The organism is uncultured Psychroserpens sp. (assembly GCF_947503375.1).
Taxonomy (GTDB): domain Bacteria; phylum Bacteroidota; class Bacteroidia; order Flavobacteriales; family Flavobacteriaceae; genus Psychroserpens.
In genome coordinates this window covers 1-21,038 of sequence record NZ_CANNDQ010000013.1, presented here as the reverse complement: position 1 = coordinate 21,038, position 21,038 = coordinate 1, and the positions used below count along the sequence as shown (strand labels likewise).

The 21,038-nt window shown below is 32.2% G+C and carries 21 protein-coding genes; 16 read left to right on the top strand and 5 right to left on the bottom strand.

What is annotated here, in order from left to right:
• Positions 1–9 precede the first annotated feature (9 nt).
• Genes Q0876_RS15160 through Q0876_RS15150 form a run of 3 tightly spaced genes read left to right on the top strand, consistent with a single transcriptional unit; the run spans position 10 to position 2,188 of the window.
• On the top strand, positions 10–594 hold the full coding sequence (locus Q0876_RS15160; RefSeq protein WP_299229570.1) for a Maf-like protein: 585 nt from the start codon (positions 10–12) through the stop codon (positions 592–594).
• Positions 595–638: 44 nt separating this feature from the next.
• On the top strand, positions 639–1,586 hold the full coding sequence (locus Q0876_RS15155) for a septum formation inhibitor Maf (RefSeq protein WP_299229567.1): 948 nt from the start codon (positions 639–641) through the stop codon (positions 1,584–1,586).
• Between the two features lie 59 nt (positions 1,587–1,645).
• The gene (locus tag Q0876_RS15150) at positions 1,646–2,188 is read left to right on the top strand and encodes a mechanosensitive ion channel domain-containing protein (RefSeq protein ID WP_299229564.1); all 543 of its coding nucleotides are present in this window, start codon (positions 1,646–1,648) and stop codon (positions 2,186–2,188) included.
• Between the two features lie 51 nt (positions 2,189–2,239).
• Here Q0876_RS15150 and Q0876_RS15145 read toward each other — a convergent pair whose 3' ends face one another.
• The 5 genes from Q0876_RS15145 to dapF form a co-directional block, all read right to left on the bottom strand.
• On the bottom strand, positions 2,240–2,917 hold the full coding sequence (locus Q0876_RS15145; protein ID WP_299229561.1) for a peptidoglycan-binding protein LysM: 678 nt from the start codon (positions 2,915–2,917) through the stop codon (positions 2,240–2,242).
• 109 nt (positions 2,918–3,026) lie between these two features.
• Complete coding sequence (locus Q0876_RS15140; RefSeq protein WP_299229558.1) at positions 3,027–3,938, bottom strand: DUF2279 domain-containing protein; 912 nt, start codon at positions 3,936–3,938, stop codon at positions 3,027–3,029.
• Positions 3,938–4,981, bottom strand: coding sequence for an endolytic transglycosylase MltG (mltG, locus tag Q0876_RS15135; RefSeq protein WP_299229555.1), 1,044 nt, complete (start codon positions 4,979–4,981; stop codon positions 3,938–3,940). The genes Q0876_RS15140 and mltG overlap by 1 nt, the downstream gene beginning before the upstream one ends.
• Positions 4,982–4,983: 2 nt before the next feature.
• Entirely contained in the window at positions 4,984–5,508 is a 525-nt protein-coding gene (locus Q0876_RS15130; RefSeq protein ID WP_299229552.1) for a GNAT family N-acetyltransferase, read from the bottom strand.
• Positions 5,502–6,281 (bottom strand): diaminopimelate epimerase, encoded by a 780-nt coding sequence (gene dapF / locus Q0876_RS15125; protein WP_299229549.1) that lies wholly within the window; start codon positions 6,279–6,281, stop codon positions 5,502–5,504. The genes Q0876_RS15130 and dapF overlap by 7 nt, the downstream gene beginning before the upstream one ends.
• A 145-nt stretch (positions 6,282–6,426) precedes the next feature.
• Here dapF and Q0876_RS15120 point away from each other — a divergent pair, with 145 nt between their 5' ends.
• The 13 genes from Q0876_RS15120 to Q0876_RS15060 all read left to right on the top strand — a co-directional run bounded on the left by Q0876_RS15120 (position 6,427) and on the right by Q0876_RS15060 (position 20,976).
• On the top strand, positions 6,427–7,845 hold the full coding sequence (locus tag Q0876_RS15120) for a trypsin-like peptidase domain-containing protein (protein WP_299229546.1): 1,419 nt from the start codon (positions 6,427–6,429) through the stop codon (positions 7,843–7,845).
• A gap of 185 nt (positions 7,846–8,030) precedes the next feature.
• Positions 8,031–9,479, top strand: a complete 1,449-nt coding sequence (locus Q0876_RS15115; protein ID WP_299229542.1) for a glyceraldehyde-3-phosphate dehydrogenase — start codon at positions 8,031–8,033, stop codon at positions 9,477–9,479.
• A 148-nt stretch (positions 9,480–9,627) separates the two neighbouring features.
• Positions 9,628–10,233, top strand: coding sequence for a tRNA (guanine-N1)-methyltransferase (locus Q0876_RS15110; RefSeq protein ID WP_299229539.1), 606 nt, complete (start codon positions 9,628–9,630; stop codon positions 10,231–10,233).
• A gap of 56 nt (positions 10,234–10,289) precedes the next feature.
• Positions 10,290–10,736 carry a GNAT family N-acetyltransferase gene (locus tag Q0876_RS15105; RefSeq protein ID WP_299229536.1) on the top strand — a complete coding sequence of 149 codons (447 nt, stop codon included), beginning with the start codon at positions 10,290–10,292 and terminating at the stop codon, positions 10,734–10,736.
• A gap of 142 nt (positions 10,737–10,878) precedes the next feature.
• Positions 10,879–11,556 (top strand): tRNA (guanosine(37)-N1)-methyltransferase TrmD, encoded by a 678-nt coding sequence (gene trmD, locus Q0876_RS15100; RefSeq protein ID WP_299229533.1) that lies wholly within the window; start codon positions 10,879–10,881, stop codon positions 11,554–11,556.
• Between the two features lie 120 nt (positions 11,557–11,676).
• Entirely contained in the window at positions 11,677–12,027 is a 351-nt protein-coding gene (gene rplS / locus Q0876_RS15095; RefSeq protein ID WP_299229529.1) for a 50S ribosomal protein L19, read from the top strand.
• Positions 12,028–12,714: 687 nt separating this feature from the next.
• Positions 12,715–13,287: a pentapeptide repeat-containing protein gene (locus tag Q0876_RS15090; protein ID WP_299229526.1), complete on the top strand. Its 573-nt coding sequence runs from the start codon at positions 12,715–12,717 to the stop codon at positions 13,285–13,287.
• 105 nt (positions 13,288–13,392) lie between these two features.
• Positions 13,393–15,612: an NADP-dependent isocitrate dehydrogenase gene (locus Q0876_RS15085; protein ID WP_299229523.1), complete on the top strand. Its 2,220-nt coding sequence runs from the start codon at positions 13,393–13,395 to the stop codon at positions 15,610–15,612.
• 71 nt (positions 15,613–15,683) lie between these two features.
• Positions 15,684–16,619, top strand: coding sequence for a threonine/serine dehydratase (locus Q0876_RS15080; protein ID WP_299229520.1), 936 nt, complete (start codon positions 15,684–15,686; stop codon positions 16,617–16,619).
• Between the two features lie 73 nt (positions 16,620–16,692).
• Positions 16,693–19,068, top strand: a complete 2,376-nt coding sequence (locus tag Q0876_RS15075) for a TonB-dependent receptor (protein WP_299229517.1) — start codon at positions 16,693–16,695, stop codon at positions 19,066–19,068.
• A 2-nt stretch (positions 19,069–19,070) separates the two neighbouring features.
• Positions 19,071–19,883 (top strand): DUF4249 domain-containing protein, encoded by an 813-nt coding sequence (locus Q0876_RS15070; protein ID WP_299229514.1) that lies wholly within the window; start codon positions 19,071–19,073, stop codon positions 19,881–19,883.
• 48 nt (positions 19,884–19,931) lie between these two features.
• Positions 19,932–20,750 (top strand): N-acetylmuramic acid 6-phosphate etherase, encoded by an 819-nt coding sequence (gene murQ / locus Q0876_RS15065; protein ID WP_299229511.1) that lies wholly within the window; start codon positions 19,932–19,934, stop codon positions 20,748–20,750.
• Positions 20,740–20,976, top strand: a complete 237-nt coding sequence (locus tag Q0876_RS15060; RefSeq protein WP_299229509.1) for a DUF6095 family protein — start codon at positions 20,740–20,742, stop codon at positions 20,974–20,976. The genes murQ and Q0876_RS15060 overlap by 11 nt, the downstream gene beginning before the upstream one ends.
• The last annotated feature ends 62 nt before the right edge of the window (positions 20,977–21,038 follow it).

The window sequence follows — 21,038 nt, the reverse complement described above, 5'->3', positions numbered from 1 at the left end:
ACTTTGTTTATGATCAATGATAAGTTAAAAAAGCATACTATTATCTTAGCTTCAGGCTCACCTAGACGTCAACAGTTCTTTAAAGATTTGGGTATTGATTTTAAAGTGCGTTTAAAACCAATAATTGAGGAATATCCAAAACGACTTACACATTTTGAAATTAGCGACTACCTTGCTCAACTAAAAGCAATATCATTTAAAAACGAGCTAAATCCAGAAGACATACTCATCACTAGCGATACGATCGTTTGGCTAGATAACAACGCTTTGGGCAAACCAGTAAATAAAGATGACGCATTTAACATGCTATCAAACATGAGTAATAAAACTCATGAAGTGATTACATCTGTTTGCTTCACCACAGTAACTGCTCAAAAAACAGTCAATGCAACAACAAAAGTGACTTTCAAAACTTTGAGCGAAAATGAAATTAATTATTATATTGACACCTTCAAACCTTATGATAAAGCTGGTGCCTATGGCATTCAAGAATGGATTGGCCATATAGGTATAACCCGAATCGAAGGCTCATACTTTAATGTTGTAGGCCTACCTACACATTTAGTTTATAAAACGTTAAACAGCATGGTCTAGCAAGAATTGGTTCGTATTTTTACAATACAATAAAATGACATCTTATGACCACCTTATCTCCTTTAAAGCTTACTGTATTAATCATATTAATTTGTCTAGTTTCATTCTTTTCTTGTAAAAAAGAAGCTTCTCCACAAGCATTAAACACAACTAATTTAGAAACTAAAATCGAAAACATTTCTAAGAATAATGCTTTTGAGCCATCAATAACTTTCAAAGATTATTGGTATGCTGGAAAAGCGGAAATAACATCATACAAACTTGAACAGGCACGCTATGGCGAATTGCGTAATGGTAACGCCGTTCTGGTATTTGTTACCGAAGACTTTCTACCAGAAAAACAGGTTAAGGCTGACAATTATAATAAAGCTAATATTCCAGTTCTAAAACTTAATACAACTAAAAACTTCAATACTGGTATTTACCCTTACTCTATAATGCAATCCACATTTTTTCCTGTTGTTAACAATCAACATGCACTTAAAGTTACATGTTCAGTTCAAGAATGGTGTGGTCATGTTTATACGCAACTCAATAATAGAGATAAATTTGAAATAAATACGTATTCTTATTTTGAGAATGAAGCAGACCAAGATTTTAATTTAGATAAGGTTATCTTAGAAAACGAACTGTGGATTCAATTACGAATAGATCCAAAATCATTACCCACCGGTAAAATAGATATAATTCCTTCTTTCGAATTTATCAGACTGAAACACGTTCAATTAAAAGCCTACAAAGCTACAGCTGAACTCATAGATAGTACATACACGATTACTTATCCTGAGCTTAATAGAACGCTTGTTATCAATTATGAATCAGCATTTCCATATCACATTTCAAGTTGGGAAGAAACTTATAAAGATGGCTATGGTACTAACGCTAAAGTTTTGACTACTAAAGCAACTAGATTGAAAACAATTAATTCTGCATATTGGTCAAAAAATAACAATTCAGACGAAAAATTACGAGAAGTACTAGAGTTAGAATAACATAATTATTATATGAAGTGTATCTTTGTATGTGTAATTAATACATCAATTAGCCATCTATGTTTTTTGAAACTTATCAAACCGAATTAATAACCACAGGCTTCGTTTTAGCTTTTTTGCTTTTGGTAAGACTTATTTCTAATACTCTTGTGAAGAAAATAGGCCGAAAAAGCAATATCAATGATGCACGTATCCAACTGATCTGTCGTTATATTTCAGTAACACTTTTCGTTGTGGCATTAATTATTGAAGCTTTTGTTTTTGGCGCCGAGTTAAAAGAACTGACTTTACTATTCTCTTCTGTTTTTGCAGTTATTGGAATTGCATTATTTGCCATTTGGTCTATATTGAGTAATGTAACCTCTGGCATTATCATGTTCTTTAATTTTCCGTATAAAGTTGGAGATAAAATCGAAATACATGATAAGGATTTTCCAGTTAAAGCAATCATAGAAGACATTAGAGCTTTTCAATTGCATTTAAGGCTTGACAATGGCGATTTAGTGACCTACCCAAACAATCTAATGCTACAAAAAGCAGTAACACTCGTTGAAAAAGATGCCATTGAAGATTTTCTAGATGATGGAAGCGACTCAATTTAAATTAAAAAATCCTTGACTATTCAAGGATTTTTTAATTGGGTTGTATTTTGATTACAATACTGCTTTTGCTCTTTTATCTGGTAATATAGATGACGTATCATAACCAGAGAACTTTTTCATATAATGCTTAACAGTTGTTCCGTAAGCATCAGAAAAGTTATTACTACCATAACTTCTCAAAAACTTTTTAACGCTTCCTGGTCCTGCCAAATGTGCAGCAGCGAGAATACCTGATTCTGTTACTATAATCCCATTGATTTTCTTTCCAGTAAAACGCTGTATATCTTTTCTTAAGATCCATTTATTACGCTCTGCATTAGCTAAAAAAGCTTTTTCTTGTAATTCAGGATTGTACAAAAATTGATTAGGATTATAAATCCCAATCATCTTCAAAGTTTCAGCACCAAATTGATATTTACCTAAATAACCTAACGTATTTACTGTAAAATAATCACCTCTTGATTCCTTAAAAGCAATAGCTTCCTTAAATCCATTATAAGATTTCCCTAAATATGGAAAATAAGTATGTTGTGTCTGAAAAGGATTTGCCAGTTGGTGCTCTGAACTATCAGAGTTAAAAGCTAAATCGTGCTTAACAGTGTAGTTTAATTCTAATCCATCGGTTGAATACATTTCAACATCTAGATTTGGGCTCGGTTTTAGTGCCATAAAAAGGGCACTACAAATAGCTAGAGGGATAGCAAAATAATTACTTACTTTTTTATTCATAATAGCTAACTTTATGTAAGGCTTTAATGTCCCCTATTTGACCTTACAAATTCAGCGTGCAAATATACGCCTTTTTTTAAAATACTGAAAATAAGCTGTTAAAGTGTTGTTAAAAGTAGATGTAATGGAGCTTAAAGCCATTTTTATCGTTGAACTCCAACGTTGGAAATGGTACTTTAATCGTATTAAAAACGTCAAACAACGATTTCAAAAAATGAGAATTTGTTTTAATTCTTGACAAATCTACGTCTAAACTTAGATAAAATTGACGCTGTCTATTTTGATTTATAAATAAGTTATCAACGGTTTCATTTCTTCCTGTTAGCATGCCCTCAGCTCCATAGCCAAAAGCAACATTAAACCAGTTTGGAAGCTTACTTGATTTAAAAAAGGATTTTACATTAGCACTCAACCAATAGGTTTGACCATTATAATCTTTTAGCATTTCTTCCAAAAAGCCATCTCCTAGTTTGTCTGGTCGTTGTGAAGCATATTTGGTTTGATGAAAGGAATATTTTAAGGTCATACGTTGTTCGTTCCATAACAATTCTTGTCCAACGTACAATCCTGTTCCTGTAGCATTAGCAGCCATATCAGACCATGAAAAACCCCACTCTTCACTATACCCATCTAATAACTCAACAGCAGTTAAAAATGTAAAACCGAGTGTTGCACCATAAACCAATTGATCCTTTTTCTTAACACCGCTCCAATTAAGTGTATTGGCACCAACTTTACCTAGTTGGTAAGCAGAGAATACATGACCTAATTTATCCATTTGTAACCATTCATCTGCATCATTAATGGTCTTAAACTTTGATCGCTCATAATCTGCATACCATAATTGATTTAATCCAATTAATGTCATGGTAGCTAATGAAGCTTCTGTTAATATTACTGCATTTCTGCGAGAGACATTCAATGTGTCGCTTGGCGTCAAGAAAGCATCTAATTTTGATTGAGAAAATGAACAAACAGAAACCAATAATAAGCCAATTACGTGTATCCTATGCTTATTCATTACCTTCTAATCCCTTGTGAGGATAAATAATTTTGATATGCTCTAGCATTCACATTGTGCTGCGCTAAAGTTTTAGCAAATTTGTGAAACCCAGGTTTTTTTGCGTCTGCCGCGAAATATAAGTATTTGTGCTTCTCATAATTTAAAACAGCATCAATTGCCGAAATATCTGGCATTGCAATCAATCCTGGAGGTAATCCAGCATATTTGTAGGTATTGTATGGTGATTCGATTTCTTTATGAACATTCAACACCCGTTTTATAACTGTATTTTTATACTTTGGTAATTGGTAGGCAGCAAATTTCAATGTTGGATCTGCCTGCAAAGGCATCTTAATTTTAATTCGATTCATATAGACTCCAGCAATTCTAGGTTGTTCACTAGGCTGTTTAGATTCTTCATACACAATTGAAGCTAACGCCATCACTTCATCTCTTGATAAACCAATAGTTTTTGCTTTTGCACTTCTTTCAGAATTCCAAAAACGATTGTATTCTTTTAGCATTCGAGTCCTAAAAGTTTCACCTGAAGTATTCCAGAACACTTCATAACTGTTTGGGATATACATCCCTAAAGCCGTCTTATCAGAAAACCCATTAGCTTGAAGAAATTTTGTATCAGTCATTGCATGCAATAAAGACAAACTATCTGCTTCAATTTGTTGACTCACACGTCCTGCAAGTTTTTCAAGACTTTCTTGATTATTAAATGAAAGTTTTATAGGTAGATTACCACTTCTTATAGAATTGATAATATCATTGTTACTCATTCCCTTCTTTATAACAAACTTTCCAGCTTTTAAATTTGTTGTATATTGTTTTTGCTGCGCCAAGGCATCAAACTTTTTTATATCAATTAAAAGTGGTTCTAATTGTGCTCTTACGCCGTTATAGTTTGCGTTTGTCGGTACATAAATGTATGCTTCTTCATTATTAAAAGCTGTATTAGGCTTAAACATAGCACTATATATGTAGTAAGCAAAATAAGCTGCTACTACTAATCCTATAAGTGCTATTACCCAAAGTATTTTTTTGATATACATAATTAATTCAAAATTCGTTGTAATAAATATTCATTTTTATACAACCCGTTAACATAATTCCACTCTTTCTTAATACCCACAGTGATAAAACCTAAGCTTTCAAATAATTTTAGACTTATGGTATTGTCTTCAGAAATATTACAATACAATTGGTGTAAATCTAGATGACTATTACAGTAATGCATTAATAGTTTTAAAGCTTCTTGTCCGTAACCTCTTTGTCTGTTTATTTCGTCTTTAATCAAAATCCCAATACCAGCTCTTTTATTTTTAAAGTCAAAATCAAAAAGATCAACCAAGCCTAAAGCTTCATCTTCAATATCGCAAATTACCAATCGCAACTGTTTGGCTTCATAAATATCCTGATGTGCATTCTCTAAATATTGCTTAATTAAAAACTTAGAGTAAGGTGTTATTGTATTGCTTATTTCCCAAATCTTTTGATTATTCTCAATCTCATGAATAAATTCTAAATCTTCTGGTTCTAAAGCGCGCAAATAGATATGTTTCCCTTTGAGATTTACCATGATATACTTCCTTTAAAAACTTGAATTGCTGGGCCAATTAACCAAATGTTTTTATAACCATTGTCATGTCTATCGAAGGTTACCTTTAAATCACCTCCTTGAGTTTTTAATATTACATGATTCTTCTCTGTTTCACCAATATAATGCATTGCTAATGCAACCGCAGTAACGCCTGTACCACAAGATAATGTTTCATCTTCAACACCTCGTTCATAGGTTCTAACTGAAAAATTGTCATTCGAGTTCTTTACAACAAAATTCACATTGCTTCCTACTTGATTATAAGGTTTGCCATATCTAATAGCTTTACCTTCTGATTTTATATTTATAGTGCTCAAATCTTGTTCTAGCTGTACATGGTGAGGAGAACCAGTATCCAAAAACACATGACTTTCATGTGCTTCAATAGTAGATACATCCTGCATTTTCAAACTCACCGTATTATTTTCAATAGCAGCTTCATGCAAACCATCAATAGCTTCAAAAAGAGTCATTTTTTTTATAATCCCCAAGTAGTTTGCAAAAGCCGTTATACACCTTCCACCATTACCACACATAGAACTCTCATTTCCATCAGCATTGAAATAGACCATTTTAAAATCTACAGTTTCATGATGCTCTAGAAGAATGAGACCATCTGCTCCTATGCCAAAACGTCTGTCACATATAAAAGCTATACGTTTGGTATCATTTTTGTCGAAATTAAGTTGACGATTATCAATGATTACAAAATCGTTTCCTGTTCCTTGATATTTATAAAAAGTATGTTGCATATGTGATGCAAATATAGGGATAATGATACGATATTTATGCTGTTAAATACGCGTTAAAACTGTCGTTAAAAATCGTTAAAATTAAACTTTAAAATCAATAATTAATTAATTTTAAACGTTACCTAATAATAAAATAATTTACAACATGAAAAAAATTCTGACTTTAGTATTTGTTTCAGTATTAGGTGGAATTATAACACTCTCTACCTACAAACTTTTTATTGAAAACGAAACAACTGTTGCATTAGAAACCAATGCCAAACAACCCTTTTTTGTTCCAACTAATTACAAGCTCACAAACACAAATTTAGCTGAGATTGCTAAAACAGATTTTGTTGAAGCTGCCGAAAAAACAGTTAATGCTGTTGTGCATGTTAAAAACACATCGCTTGTTTCTGGTCCGGTGACTTTGCAGGATTTATTCTTTGGCAGACAACAATCTAAAAGAGCTCAAGTAGGTACAGGTAGTGGTGTTATTGTCTCTCCAGACGGTTATATAATTACAAACAACCATGTTATTGCGGGTTCAAATGAAATCTCAATAACACTTAATGATAATAAGATCTATGACGCTGAACTTATAGGTACAGATGAAAAGACAGATATAGCACTGTTAAAAGTTGAAGCTGAAGATGATTTACCCTATATCACATTTGGTGACTCTGATGCTGCACAAATTGGTGAGTGGGTTTTAGCAGTAGGGAACCCATTTAATTTAACTTCAACGGTAACTGCTGGAATTATAAGTGCTAAAGCTAGAGATCTGTCTGGTATAAATGCACAATCATTTATACAAACTGATGCTGCAGTAAATCCAGGCAACTCAGGTGGTGCATTGGTTAATACGAATGGAGAATTAGTAGGAATCAATACAGCAATTACTTCTCAAACTGGCTCATACATAGGATATTCTTTTGCGGTGCCTAGCAACATCGCTAGAAAAGTAATTGAAGATATCATGGAGTTTGGGAATGTACAAAACGGAATCCTAGGCGTCTCTTTATTGAATAAGAATTCAAAAGAAGCTATTGAAAAAGGCCTTAATGAAATCAAAGGTGTTTACGTTGTAGATGTTACTGAAAAATCTGGAGCTGAAAAAGCTGGTATTATGAGTGGTGACATTATCAAGAAAATAGACAATATTGAAATTTCTAAATTTTCAGATCTAAGCGGATATTTAAAAACCAAACGCCCAAATGATGTAGTTAATGTTGAACTTATAAGAAATGACAAACTTAAGAACATACCTGTAACGTTATCAAAAACAGATATTCTGACGGTAGATTTTATGGATATGGAATTGAAAAATCTTTCAAATGATGATAAACTTAAGAATGATATAAGTTATGGCGTACAAGTAAAGCGAAATAATAACGAATGGCTATTCAAAGAATTAGGTATTACATCTAATTATATTATCACAGACATCAATGATATCAAGATTAAAAACATAGAAGATATAACCATTTTGAAAAGAAAGCTTGGTAGTAATCCTCAAAAATATTTAAGTAAAATAGGTCTTATTAATACAGAAGGTAAACGAGAACAATTTATTTTTAGATAATACACCGAAATTTTTTACTCAAAACCCTTTAGAAATAAGCACTTCTAGAGGGTTTTTTATTTTTTATAAAAACGTTACGAAAACGTTTGAAATATATTACTTTTGCAAACTGAAACAGCGAGGTAATTATTTATTTATGTATCTAGCTTTAAAACAAAACACAACAACACACTAAATTTAAAACAATGAGTTTGAACGGAACTTATGAAAACGAACTGGCATTTCAAGCCGATCGCAGAAGAGCAACAGTAGAATTTATTAAAATTGTTAGCGACCTATGGTATGATAAATCTATCGAACTAGTACTTTTTAGAAATCAGTTGATAGATCGAAATGTAAGCGAAATTTTAAATCTTCATGAATACGCTGGAGAGTTTGTACAGAAGCCCATATCTATTTTCGATTCTGTGGAAATTGCTCAAGCAATCAAAACTTTAGACCTTCCACCAGCAAAGTTAGATATAGGAAAACTTACATACGAGTTTCACCTAGAAGACCAAAAGTATAGTAATGCTACAGGTTTTGTTGCTGACAAATTAAAAGATGCTAAAAAAAACAAAACCATTCAACCTAAAGATGTTATACTTTATGGTTTTGGTAGAATAGGTCGATTAGTTGCTAGAGAATTAATGACTAGAACTGGAAAGGGTAGCCAACTACGTTTAAGAGCTATTGTTACTCGTGGTGCAATTGACCAAACCGTTTTAGAAAAAAGAGCTTCTTTACTAAGAAACGATTCTGTACATGGTGATTTCTCAGGAACTGTAATTGCAGATGCAGAAAATAATGCTTTAATTATTAATGGTACTACCGTAAATATTATTTCTGCTAATGCACCTGAAGATATTGACTATACTACTTATGACATCAAAGATGCCTTAGTGATAGATAACACTGGTGCTTTTAGAGATAAAGAAGCATTAAGCAGGCATTTAAAGTCAAAAGGTGTTGACAAAGTGTTATTAACAGCTCCAGGTAAAGGTGTTCCAAACATTGTACATGGTGTTAATCATTTAGAGAACAATCCTGATAAAGTAGATATTTTCTCAGCTGCTTCTTGCACAACAAACGCTATTACTCCAATACTTAAAGCTATTGAAGACACATATGGTGTAGTTAGTGGGCATTTAGAAACGATTCATGCTTACACTAACGATCAAAACTTAGTAGACAACTTCCATAAAAAATACAGACGTGGCCGCGCAGCAGGTTTAAATATGGTTATCACTGAAACCGGAGCTGGAAGTGCTGTTACCAAAGCTTTACCTTCATTTGAAGGCAAGTTGACTTCTAACGCAATTCGTGTTCCTGTTCCTAATGGTTCTCTTGCCATTTTAAATTTGGAATTAGAAAAAGTAACTTCGATCGACGCTATGAATACCATCATGAAGAAATATGCTTTAGAAGGTGATCTAGTAGAGCAAATTAAATATGAAATGAGCGACGAATTGGTATCTAGTGATATTGTTGGTAGCTCTGCACCTTCAATATATGACAGTAAAGCTACAATAGTGAGGTCAAATGGGAAAAACGCTATTTTATACATATGGTATGATAATGAATATGGCTATAGCCACCAAGTGATTAGGTTGGCAAAATACATTGCCAAAGTAAGACGTTTCACCTATTATTAATTGTCAAAACATCTAAATTTTTTTTTCAATCGTATATACATTAGCCTCACATTTTGTGAGGCTAATTGTTTAATTTTAAATGAAATAAATCTTCATAAATTTATTATATTGTTCCCTTATAATCACACAACTAATTATACTAACCAAAATGAAATTATTTAAAACCCTATTACTTTCATTATTCACTGTATGCTTTCTAAAAGCAAATGCTCAGGACACAAACGAAACAGAAAAGCTATCATTAAACAGTGGTACCATTGATAATCAATTTGAATATGTAATTCGCCGCTCAAATAGCTGGCAAGAATATAAAACTGTAAAAAAAACATGGTTATATACATTAAAAGCACATACGATTGATTCATTAAATGCTGTTCATAAAGAGCTCGATGATACACAAGCAATTGTAGCTAAACAAGCTAAAGAAATTGAAGGCTTAAAAGAAAACTTATCAAACACTGAAATAGAATTAAATAACACCATTGCTGAAAAAGATAGCATGCAATTATTTGGCATGCAAATTACCAAGCCTAATTACAGTTTGATTTTATGGAGTATCATTGGTGTATTAACTGCATTGTTTTTGTTATTTGTATATAAGTTTAAGAATAGTAATGCCATAACCAAACAAGCTAAAAAATCATTAGCAGAAACAGAGGAAGAGTTTGAAGAGCACAGACGAGTAGCTTTAGAACGTGAACAAAAAGTGAGACGTCAATTACAAGATGAAATCAATAAGCAAAAAAACGCCTAGTTTGTATCAAAACATATTAAATAAAAATCTGTAATTTCGGTTACAGATTTTTTTTTATGACCATTATACAAGCAACATTATCAGATTTAGACGCGTTAACCGAGCTATTTGACAGCTATCGAGTGTTTTACAAACAGTCTTCAGATTTAAAGCATTCAAAACAGTTTTTAAAAGAACGTATGCTAAAGAACGATTCTATTATTTATATGACCTATCTGCAAAATAATGCCGTAGGTTTTACGCAACTTTACCCATTACTATCTTCAGTATCAATGCAATCTATGTATCTACTAAATGATTTATACGTACATCAAAACTATAGGAAACAAGGTATTGGGGAAGCTTTAATTGATAAAGCGAAACAATTATGTAAAAACGAAAACAACAAAGGTTTGGCCATTCAAACGGCTTTTGATAATCCTGCGCAACATCTATACCAACGTTTAGGTTTTGCTAAAGATACAGATTTACACTTTTTTTGGAGTAATGAGTTTGAAAACTAACTTTGATAATCTCAAACACAAATATTACAGTGCCTAAGTTATGGGTTAGCAAATACTCTCTATATGACTCGATATTTATATCGTATTTTAATCAATATTGGAAAAAGTTAATTAACCTATCTTTGCACTTTCAAACAACATTATGCGTATAGATATTATTACCGTTCTACCAGAATTACTAAAAAGCCCTTTCGAAGCTTCTATTCTAAAACGTGCTATTGAAGCCAATTTAGTAAGTGTTCATTTTCATAATTTACGCAACTATGCAACTGGTGGTTACAAAGCCATAGATGACACACAATACGGAGGTGGAGCAGGTATGGTAATGATGATTGAACCTATAGATAAATGTATCACAAAGCTGCAAAGTGAACGTCACTATGATGACATTATATATATGACACCAGATGGTGAACGATTAAATCAAAGTATAGCAAATCAAATTTCGTTAAAAAAGAATATCATTATTCTATGTGGCCACTATAAAGGTGTAGATCAACGTGTACGTGATAAATTCATCACTCGTGAAATCTCTATTGGAGATTATGTGCTTTCAGGTGGTGAATTAGGTGCTGCAGTACTATGTGATGCAATAATACGATTAATACCTGGTGTATTGGGAAATGAAACTTCTGCACTAACCGATTCATTCCAAGACGGTCTATTAGCTCCTCCTATATATACTAAACCAAGAGAATACGATGGCATGAAAGTTCCAGAAGTCTTGTTTAGCGGTAATTTTCCCGAGATTGAAAAATGGCGTGAAGCACAGGCTTATAAACGAACAAAAGAACGTCGACCAGATTTATTGAATGACTAAAAAATTTTAATTTATAATTGTGCATTATCAATTATTAACTATCTTTGCACCCACTTTTGGATTAACCTCTGGCGAAAATCGTGAATGTTGATTTAAAAAAACCATTTTAAATATAAAAAGATGAGTTCTTTAGTAAAATTTGTACAAGACGAATTTGTAACAAGAAAAGATTTTCCAGAATTTGGGGCTGGTGATACCATTACAGTGTATTACGAAATTAAAGAAGGAAATAAAACACGTACACAGTACTTTAAAGGTGTAGTATTACAACGTAAAGGGTCTGGAAGTTCAGAAACATTTACCATTAGAAAAATGTCTGGAACCATTGGTGTAGAGCGTATTTTCCCAATCAACTTACCTGCACTTCAAAAAATTGAAGTCAATAAAAAAGGAAAAGTAAGACGTGCAAGAATCTACTACTTCAGAGGCTTAACTGGTAAGAAAGCAAGAATCAAAGAAGTTAGAAAATAAGTTCTAAACTTATATAGTTTATAAAGCCTTGACAATGTCAGGGCTTTTTTCATTGTAGTTATCAACTTTTGTTAATAACAATAGTTTATAAAATGTGAATATCTAACGCGTGTAAAAATTTGGAAATCTCAAACAAAAGCATACATTAGCTAAACAATTAACAACAAACCTAGTTTGGTTTTGAATTTATTTTTGAATTTGTGTTAATTTGTAATAAAGTAACGTTCTTTATTTATTGTCTTTTGAGGTTTTGGAGTCGCATGTGTATGCGTGTTAGACGAGAAAATCATGAAGCTTTATAAATAATTAGATGTTTATGCAGCCAATTATTTATAAGTGGAAAGCTTTGAAAAAGTAACATGACCGAAAGTGACTGTGAAAAGGATGAGCAATGTTTTGGACATATCCAACACGCAAGTGAAACGATAATGAAAAAAACATCAAGAAAGACAATTAAAACGAAACCAAGTAATAACAGGTCAATACATTTTGAAAGTTATGAAACGTTTCATGATTTAGTGAAGCTTGAACTGAAAAGAGATGTTTGAATTTATGTTCAGTAACCTCCATGTTAGCAGCAATGTTAAATAGGTCATGTATAGCTATTTCAAAAAAGCCATGTCAAAGTAGTTTGCTACAGTGATATGGCTTTTGTTTTTATTACATTTATGAAAATTATATATTGTCATGACACTTCCACTCATAAATGATCAAAGATTTTTAGACAACAACTACTCAAAAAACCACCTTCCAAAAGCAGAATACGATAACTGCACCTTCAAAAGCTGTAACTTTTCAGACTCATATATCTCCAATATCATTTTTATAGAGTGTACGTTTATTGATTGTAACTTTAGCATGGTTAAATCAAAAAATACTGTGTTTAATAATGTTAGTTTTGATAATTGTAAGCTTTTAGGCTTTCCATTTCATGAATGTAATGCACTTTTAATGGCTTTTCAGTTTAAAACATGCCAATTAAATTTAGCATCATTTTTTAATTTAAAAATTCGAGAGACCACTTTCGATAATTGTAGATTAGAAAAAACGGATTTCTCTAATTCAGATTTAACAGCTTCAATTTTTAGAAACTGTGATTTATCACATACCATTTTTGATAATTCTACAATTGAAAAGGTAGATTTTAGAACTTCTCGCAATGTTTTCATAAACCCTGAGAATAATAAGATAAAACAAGCCAGCTTTTCAAAAGAAAATGCACTTGGTCTTTTAAAATATTTCGATATAAAAATTACTTGAAGATTTTTCATGGAAAGCATCATCGCCTTTATTAACTGCTAGTTTTTTGTATATTTGCACAGCTAAAAATTAAGCAATCCACGTTAATATTAATTCAATACATATATGGCAAATACTCCTACAATTATCTATACTAAAACAGACGAAGCGCCAGCGTTAGCAACACATTCGTTACTACCAATTATAAAATCATTTACAGAATCTTCTGGAATATGTATAGAGACTCGAGATATTTCACTCGCAGGACGAATTTTAGCCAACTTCCCCGAATTTTTAACAGAGTCTCAGCGTGTATCAGACGCCTTGAAAGAATTAGGAGATCTTGCAAAATTACCACAAGCAAACATTATAAAATTACCTAATATCAGTGCTTCTGTACCTCAATTAAAAGCAGCAATAAAAGAATTACAAGCCAAGGGTTACAAATTACCTAACTATCCCGACGAACCTAAAAGTACTGAAGAAAAGCAAATAAAAGTACGCTATGATAAAATTAAAGGTAGCGCAGTAAACCCTGTACTCCGTGAGGGAAATTCTGATCGTCGTGCTCCGAAGGCTGTAAAGAATTTCGCTAAGAAAAACCCACACGCTATGGGAGCTTGGTCTTCAGATTCAAAAAGTCATGTAGCAACAATGTCACACGGTGATTTTGCGAATAACGAAATATCCGTTACACTTTCGGACCAAACGAAAGTAAAAATCGTTCATACCGATAATTCAGGTAGTAAAAACATACTAAAAGATGAACTTAACTTATTAAAAGGAGAGATTATTGATGCCTCTGTAATGAGTAAAAAAGCTCTATTAGAGTTTTTACATACCCAAGTTAAAGATGCAAAAGATAAAGGCGTCTTGTTTTCATTGCATATGAAAGCTACGATGATGAAAGTTTCTGACCCAATTATATTTGGTCATGCAGTTCGCGTCTTCTTTGGAGAGTTATTTAAAAAGCATGGTGACACTTTTGAAGAAATTGGTGTTGATGTCAATAATGGTTTTGGAAACTTGGTTAGTAAACTGAACGAATTACCTGAAGCTAAACGTTTAATAATTGAAGAAGATATAGCTACAGCTTTTGCTAATGCACCAGATCTTGCTATGGTAAACTCTGACAAAGGAATCACAAACCTTCATGTACCAAGCGATGTTATTATTGATGCTTCTATGCCAGCTATGATCCGTACTTCTGGACAGATGTGGAATGCTGAAGGCAAACAACAAGATACAAAAGCCGTAATTCCAGATAGTAGTTATGCTGGTATCTACACAGCTACAATTGACTTTTGTAAAACACATGGTGCATTTGATCCAACAACTATGGGAACGGTTCCAAATGTTGGCCTCATGGCTCAAAAAGCTGAAGAATATGGTTCTCATGATAAAACATTTGAAATTTCTGCTAATGGTTGTGTTGAAGTTGTAGATGAAAATGGAAATGTACTTACTTCACATAATGTTGAAGAAGGCGATATCTGGAGAATGTGCCAAGTTAAAGATGCTCCTATTCAAGACTGGGTAAAGCTAGCAGTAACTAGAGCAAGAGCCTCACAAACACCTGCAGTATTTTGGTTAGATGAAAATAGAGCACATGATACTGAACTAATTAAAAAAGTAAATGTGTATTTATCAAATCACGATACCTCTGGATTAGATATTAGGATACTTTCTCCAATTAAAGCTACAGAGTTTACCTTAGAAAGAATTAAAAATGGTAAAGACACTATTTCTGTAACAGGAAACGTATTACGTGACTACCTGACAGATCTATTTCCTATTTTAGAATTAGGAACTAGTGCAAAGATGCTTTCTATTGTTCCTCTAATGAATGGAGGCGGTTTATTTGAAACAGGAGCCGGCGGTTCTGCTCCAAAACATGTACAACAATTTACACAGGAGAATCATTTACGCTGGGATTCTTTAGGTGAGTTTTTAGCATTAGCCGTTTCTTTAGAACATTATGGAAATGTAAACAATAATGAAAAAGCGATTATCTTATCTGAAACATTAGATGATGCTACTGAAAAATTATTGGCTAACGGAAAATCTCCTTCAAGAAAAGTAAACGAACTCGATAATAGAGGTAGTCATTTTTATTTAGCCTTATTTTGGGCTGAAGCATTAGCTAATCAAACTAAGGATTTAGATTTAAAACATGAATTCTCGCAATTATTTAGAGACTTACAAGCACATGAAGCAAAAATTGTTGATGAACTCAACTCAGTTCAAGGTCAACCAATGAATATTGGTGGTTATTATGAACCAAATGAAGAACTAACATTCAAGGCTATGCGACCAAGTGAAACATTTAATCGCATATTGAAATAACTATTAAAAGAGATCAAATTATAAATGATCTCTTTTTTTTATCAATTATATAATAAAAAGAAAGATATTATATGACTAAAAAAGAATTGATCGAATGCCATTCAAGAGTTAAACCTTATATTCATAATACACCAGTATTGACATCAAGGCTCATCAATAAACGTATAGGTGCTGATGTGTTTTTTAAATGTGAAAACTTTCAAAAAGCTGGCGCCTATAAAATTCGTGGTGCAACCAATGCTATCATGCAACTTACTGATACTCAAAAACAAAATGGTGTAGTAACACATTCTTCAGGTAATTTTGCGCAAGCATTATCTTTAGCCGCTAGAAGTTTAAATGTAAACGCATACATTATAATGCCTTCAAACTCACCACAAGTTAAAAAAAATGCCGTCTTAGAATATGGTGGCGAAGTTATAGAATGCGAACCAACTATAGATGCTAGACAGAAAACTGCAGACGATATTGCCAATAAAACTGGTGCAAAATTCATACATCCTTCAAACAACCCAAAAGTAATTTTAGGACAAGGAACAGCTGGCCTAGAATTATTGCTAGAACAACCTAACTTGGATTATATTTTTTGTCCTATAGGAGGTGGTGGTTTAATAGCTGGAACAGCTTTAGCTTCAACTTATTTCTCAAATAAATGTAAAGTTATTGGAGGGGAACCTTATGAAGCTGATGATGCCTATCGCTCTCTTATAAGTGGAAAAATTGAAACTAATGTAACAGCCAACACTATAGCCGACGGTTTACGAACTCAATTAGGCTCTTATAATTTTCCAATTATACAAGAATATGTCACACGTATCATCAGAGTTACAGAAAACGAGATTATTCAAGCCATGCAATTCATATGGGAACGCATGAAGATTATAATTGAACCATCTAGTGCTGTTGCTTTTGCCGCACTTGAAAAAGAAAAAGAATCGTTCAAAAATCAAAGCATAGGTGTTATCATTTCTGGTGGCAATGTTGATGTTAATCAGTTGCCGTTTTGATGGTACAATCTAAAGAATTGTTAAAGTCTCAATCTAATAATACCATATCATTATTTTTGTTAAAAATCGCTGAATGAAATTTTCCTACAACTCTATTTTTTTTATTTGCCTTTTATTTCCATTTCTATCATTTGCGCAAGAAAAATTTACCTTAAGTGGTGTTATTGCTGACAAGAACAGTAACGAAACACTTATTGGTGTTAACATACTTTTTCCAGAACAGCAAACAGGCACAATAACTAATGAATATGGCTTCTACTCCATCACCTTACCAGAAGGGACTTATAAAATTGTAGTTAGCTATCTTGGTTTTCAAGACATCATTGAGACCATAGAGTTAACGCAAAACATGACTAAAGACTTTAACTTATCAGAAGCTATAGAAACTTTAGATGAAATCGTTATTAAAGAGAATATAGAAAAGCTCAATATTAGAAAGCCTCAAATGAGTTTGAATGCGTTATCGGCTAATACAATTAAACAAATTCCTGTTGTTTTAGGTGAAGCCGATGTTATAAAGGCTATTACTTTATTACCAGGTGTTACCAACGCAGGTGAAGGTTCTTCTGGGTTTAATGTAAGAGGAGGTGCAGCAGATCAAAACTTGATTCTTTTAGATGAAGCTATAATATATAATTCCTCTCACTTATTCGGATTCTTTTCTGTATTTAATCCTGATGCAATAAAAGATTTACGCTTATATAAAGGTGGTATTCCTGCTCGTTATGGCGGCCGTGTATCTTCTGTTCTTGACATTTATCAAAAAGAAGGAAATAGTAATGAATTTCATGCTAGTGGTGGCATAGGAATTGTATCAAGTAGACTATTAGCAGAAGGACCAATAAAAAAGAAACAAGGCTCTTTTTTGTTTGGAGGGAGAGCATCTTACGCACATTTGTTTCTACCGCTTTTTGATGTTGATAACGTAGCTTATTTTTATGACCTCAATACCAAATTAAGTTATAAACTCAATAAAAACAATAGTATATATCTTTCAGGTTATTTTGGACGAGATGTATTTAGCCTGAGTGATAGTTTTGAAAACACTTATGGTAATACGGTTTTAAATTTCAGATGGAATCATCTTTTTTCTGAAAAGTTATTTTCAAACCTTTCGTTGATTTATTCAGATTATTATTATGGACTAAGTCTTGATTTTGTTGAATTTGATTGGAATTCTGGCATCAGAAATTTTAATATAAAATATGACTTAAAACACTACTTGAGTGATAAAGTTAAATTGCAATATGGATTAAACAGTATATATCACAAATTCAATCCTGGTGAGATCGAGCCTTCAACAAGTACTTCAGGCATAAATCCAGAGAAACTAATTGATAAGTATGCCATAGAAAACGCAATATACTTAGATATAGAACATAAGTTAACCGATAAATTAACGGCTTCTTACGGATTAAGGTATAGTAATTTTTTAAGACTAGGTCAAGACGAATTGAATCGTTATGAAAACAACAACCCTGTACTATTTAATGATGAAATTCAAATTTATGAAAAAGCAAAACCTATTGGAATTGATGAGTTTAAGCGAAGTGACATCATAGAGTCTTTTGGAAACCTTGAACCTCGATTAGCATTAGCTTATCAACTTAATAACGAATCTTCTATTAAAGCTAGCTATAATAGAATGAGTCAATACCTTCACTTACTATCAAACACCAGTTCTCCAACACCTCTAGATGTATGGACTCCAAGTGGTAAATATGTAAAGCCTCAAATTTTAGATCAATTTGCTATAGGTTATTTTAGAAATTTTAAAAATAATAAGTATTCTTTAGAAGCTGAAGCCTTTTACAAAAAAGTAAAAAATAGAATAGATTACATAGATGGTGCAGACCTAATAGCAAACGATGCCATTGAGCAAGTCATTTTAAATGGAAGAGCTAGAGCCTATGGTTTTGAGCTCTTAATAAAGAAGAACGAAGGTCGTTTTAAAGGCTGGTTGGCTTATACACTATCTAAATCAGAACAACAAACCGAAGGTCGTTCTCCAAATGAAACAGGTATTAATAATGGAGAATGGTACAACACACCATTTGATAAAACTCATGATATTTCATTTACAGGAAGTTACGAATTACATAAGAAATGGAAACTAAATGCAAATTTCTTATTCCAAACTGGTCAACCAATTACCTATCCAAATGGTCAGTATGAGTTTAATGGTATACGAATACCAAGCTATACCAATAGAAACGAATTTAGACTTCCATCCTATCATCGCCTAGACATTTCAGCCAATTATACACCAAAACCAGATAAAGTTAAAGGGTTTCAAAGTTATTGGGTTTTTGGTATATATAATGTTTATAGTAGAAGAAATGCAGCCTCTATAAGCTTTAGACAAAATAGAGACACTAGTAGAAATGAAGCTGTTAGACTAGCAATATTTGGAATTGTTCCATCTGTATCTTATAATTTTAAATTTTGAAAATGAAAAAATTAATATACATATTGATTATAATTTTCGCTTATTCATGCGAAGATGTTATAGATTTAGAAGTTCCAACTTCAGAACCTAAATTAGTTATTGATGCTTCTATCAATTGGTTTAAAGGTACGTTTGGAAACGAGCAAAGCATAAAGCTAAGTCTTACTGCTCCATTTTTTGAAGATGACATTCCTCCGGCAAATAATGCACAAGTAATTATCACTGATGAAAATAATAATACATATAACTTTTTTGAAGAGGGCTCTAGTGGAATATATATTAATAATACGTTTCAACCTGAAATAAATAGAACCTATAATTTAACAGTAATATATAACGGTGAGACTTACGTTGCTACTGAAACTTTAAAGTCTGTTAGTGAAATTGACCGTGTAGAACAGGAATTAGATGGTGGCTTTACAGGCGATGAAACCGAAATAAAAGCCTTTTTTACAGACCCTGTAGATGAAGAGAATTATTATTTCTTTGAATTTATTCCAAGCTTACCTGTCTTACCTACTCTTGATACTTTCGAAGATGAATTTGTAAATGGAAATGAAATTTTCGGTTTTTATGTTGAAGAAGATTTAAATCCAGGTCAAAATGTAATTATAAGGAATTATGGTGTTTCTGAGCGTTTTTATGAATTTATGTTTATCTTACTTCAACAAACTGATGATGGTGGAGGTGGTCCGTTCGAAACGCAACCAGCAACTGTTAGAGGTAATTGTATAAATCAAACAAATCCAGATAACTTTCCGCTTGGTTATTTTAGATTATCTGAAGTTGATGAATTTATCTATACTGTTCAATAGAGAACATGAATATCAGTAACTTTTATAATAAATTATAGATTTTAGATTATGGATTTTATCAAAACTACAGAACAAGATTCAAATTATAATCATTTAGAAATAATGAGTATTAATGAAATACTTAATCACATAAATTCTGAAGATAAAACCGTACCTCTTGCTGTAGAGAAAGCATTACCACAAATAAATAAATTAATTGAAGAAGTAATAGTTAAGTTAGAGTCTGGTGGTCGTTTATTTTACGTTGGAGCTGGAACAAGTGGTCGTTTAGGTATTTTAGACGCTTCAGAATGTCCGCCAACATTTGGAGTTTCACAAGAATTAGTAATTGGTATAATTGCAGGTGGTGACTCAGCGATAAGGAAAGCTGTAGAGTTTGCTGAAGATTCAACTACTCAAGGTTGGGAGGATTTAAAAAATTTCAATGTTTCTACTCAAGATATCGTTGTTGGTATTGCAGCTTCAGGTACTACTCCCTATGTTATTGCAGCACTTAATAAATGTAATTCAAATCATATCCTTACTGGATGTATTACATGCAATCGTAATAGTCCTCTTTCTAAAGCAGCTCAATTTCCTATTGAAGTAATTGTTGGCCCTGAATTTGTTACAGGAAGTTCAAGAATGAAAGCTGGTACTGCACAAAAGTTAGTCCTTAATATGATTTCTACAACAACAATGATTAAGTTAGGAAAAGTAAAAGGTAATAAAATGGTAGATATGCAACTTAGTAATAATAAACTTGTTGATAGAGGTGTAAAAATGCTAATGAAAGAACTCAATATATCTAGTCAAGAAGCCTTAAAGTTATTAGAAAAGTATCAAAACGTGAGAAAAGCTATCCAATATGTAAAAAATGGAGAATAAAGGAAAAACGAATAAGGAATTACTGGTCAAAGGCATTAAAACTATGGGAATAGCTTTGGTATTAATGTTTATTGGTCCATCATTAGTTTATGTTGCTCTAAGTAATAAAGAAAAACCTTTATTTATTCCATTAATAATAATCTCAATTATCTTATGTTTTCTTGCTATTTATTTTTCCTTCAAAGGACTGCAAAAAATAATGGATAGTATTTTTAAGTCTTCATAGAAAGTATTATTTATTAGTTTATTTATGATTATTGGTGTAAAGATTAGATTTTAGATTAAAAA

Coding starts and splice junctions, on each gene's coding strand:
- Q0876_RS15085 (WP_299229523.1), top strand. CDS start 13,393: ATGGCAAATACTCCTACAATTATCTATACTAAAACAGACGAAGCGCCA.
- Q0876_RS15115 (WP_299229542.1), top strand. CDS start 8,031: ATGAGTTTGAACGGAACTTATGAAAACGAACTGGCATTTCAAGCCGAT.
- Q0876_RS15120 (WP_299229546.1), top strand. CDS start 6,427: ATGAAAAAAATTCTGACTTTAGTATTTGTTTCAGTATTAGGTGGAATT.
- Q0876_RS15105 (WP_299229536.1), top strand. CDS start 10,290: ATGACCATTATACAAGCAACATTATCAGATTTAGACGCGTTAACCGAG.
- Q0876_RS15075 (WP_299229517.1), top strand. CDS start 16,693: ATGAAATTTTCCTACAACTCTATTTTTTTTATTTGCCTTTTATTTCCA.
- Q0876_RS15130 (WP_299229552.1), bottom strand. CDS start 5,508: ATGGTAAATCTCAAAGGGAAACATATCTATTTGCGCGCTTTAGAACCA.
- Q0876_RS15080 (WP_299229520.1), top strand. CDS start 15,684: ATGACTAAAAAAGAATTGATCGAATGCCATTCAAGAGTTAAACCTTAT.
- Q0876_RS15110 (WP_299229539.1), top strand. CDS start 9,628: ATGAAATTATTTAAAACCCTATTACTTTCATTATTCACTGTATGCTTT.
- dapF (WP_299229549.1), bottom strand. CDS start 6,281: ATGCAACATACTTTTTATAAATATCAAGGAACAGGAAACGATTTTGTA.
- rplS (WP_299229529.1), top strand. CDS start 11,677: ATGAGTTCTTTAGTAAAATTTGTACAAGACGAATTTGTAACAAGAAAA.
- Q0876_RS15145 (WP_299229561.1), bottom strand. CDS start 2,917: ATGAATAAAAAAGTAAGTAATTATTTTGCTATCCCTCTAGCTATTTGT.
- Q0876_RS15070 (WP_299229514.1), top strand. CDS start 19,071: ATGAAAAAATTAATATACATATTGATTATAATTTTCGCTTATTCATGC.
- Q0876_RS15155 (WP_299229567.1), top strand. CDS start 639: ATGACCACCTTATCTCCTTTAAAGCTTACTGTATTAATCATATTAATT.
- murQ (WP_299229511.1), top strand. CDS start 19,932: ATGGATTTTATCAAAACTACAGAACAAGATTCAAATTATAATCATTTA.
- Q0876_RS15140 (WP_299229558.1), bottom strand. CDS start 3,938: ATGAATAAGCATAGGATACACGTAATTGGCTTATTATTGGTTTCTGTT.
- Q0876_RS15090 (WP_299229526.1), top strand. CDS start 12,715: ATGACACTTCCACTCATAAATGATCAAAGATTTTTAGACAACAACTAC.
- mltG (WP_299229555.1), bottom strand. CDS start 4,981: ATGTATATCAAAAAAATACTTTGGGTAATAGCACTTATAGGATTAGTA.
- trmD (WP_299229533.1), top strand. CDS start 10,879: ATGCGTATAGATATTATTACCGTTCTACCAGAATTACTAAAAAGCCCT.
- Q0876_RS15060 (WP_299229509.1), top strand. CDS start 20,740: ATGGAGAATAAAGGAAAAACGAATAAGGAATTACTGGTCAAAGGCATT.
- Q0876_RS15160 (WP_299229570.1), top strand. CDS start 10: ATGATCAATGATAAGTTAAAAAAGCATACTATTATCTTAGCTTCAGGC.
- Q0876_RS15150 (WP_299229564.1), top strand. CDS start 1,646: ATGTTTTTTGAAACTTATCAAACCGAATTAATAACCACAGGCTTCGTT.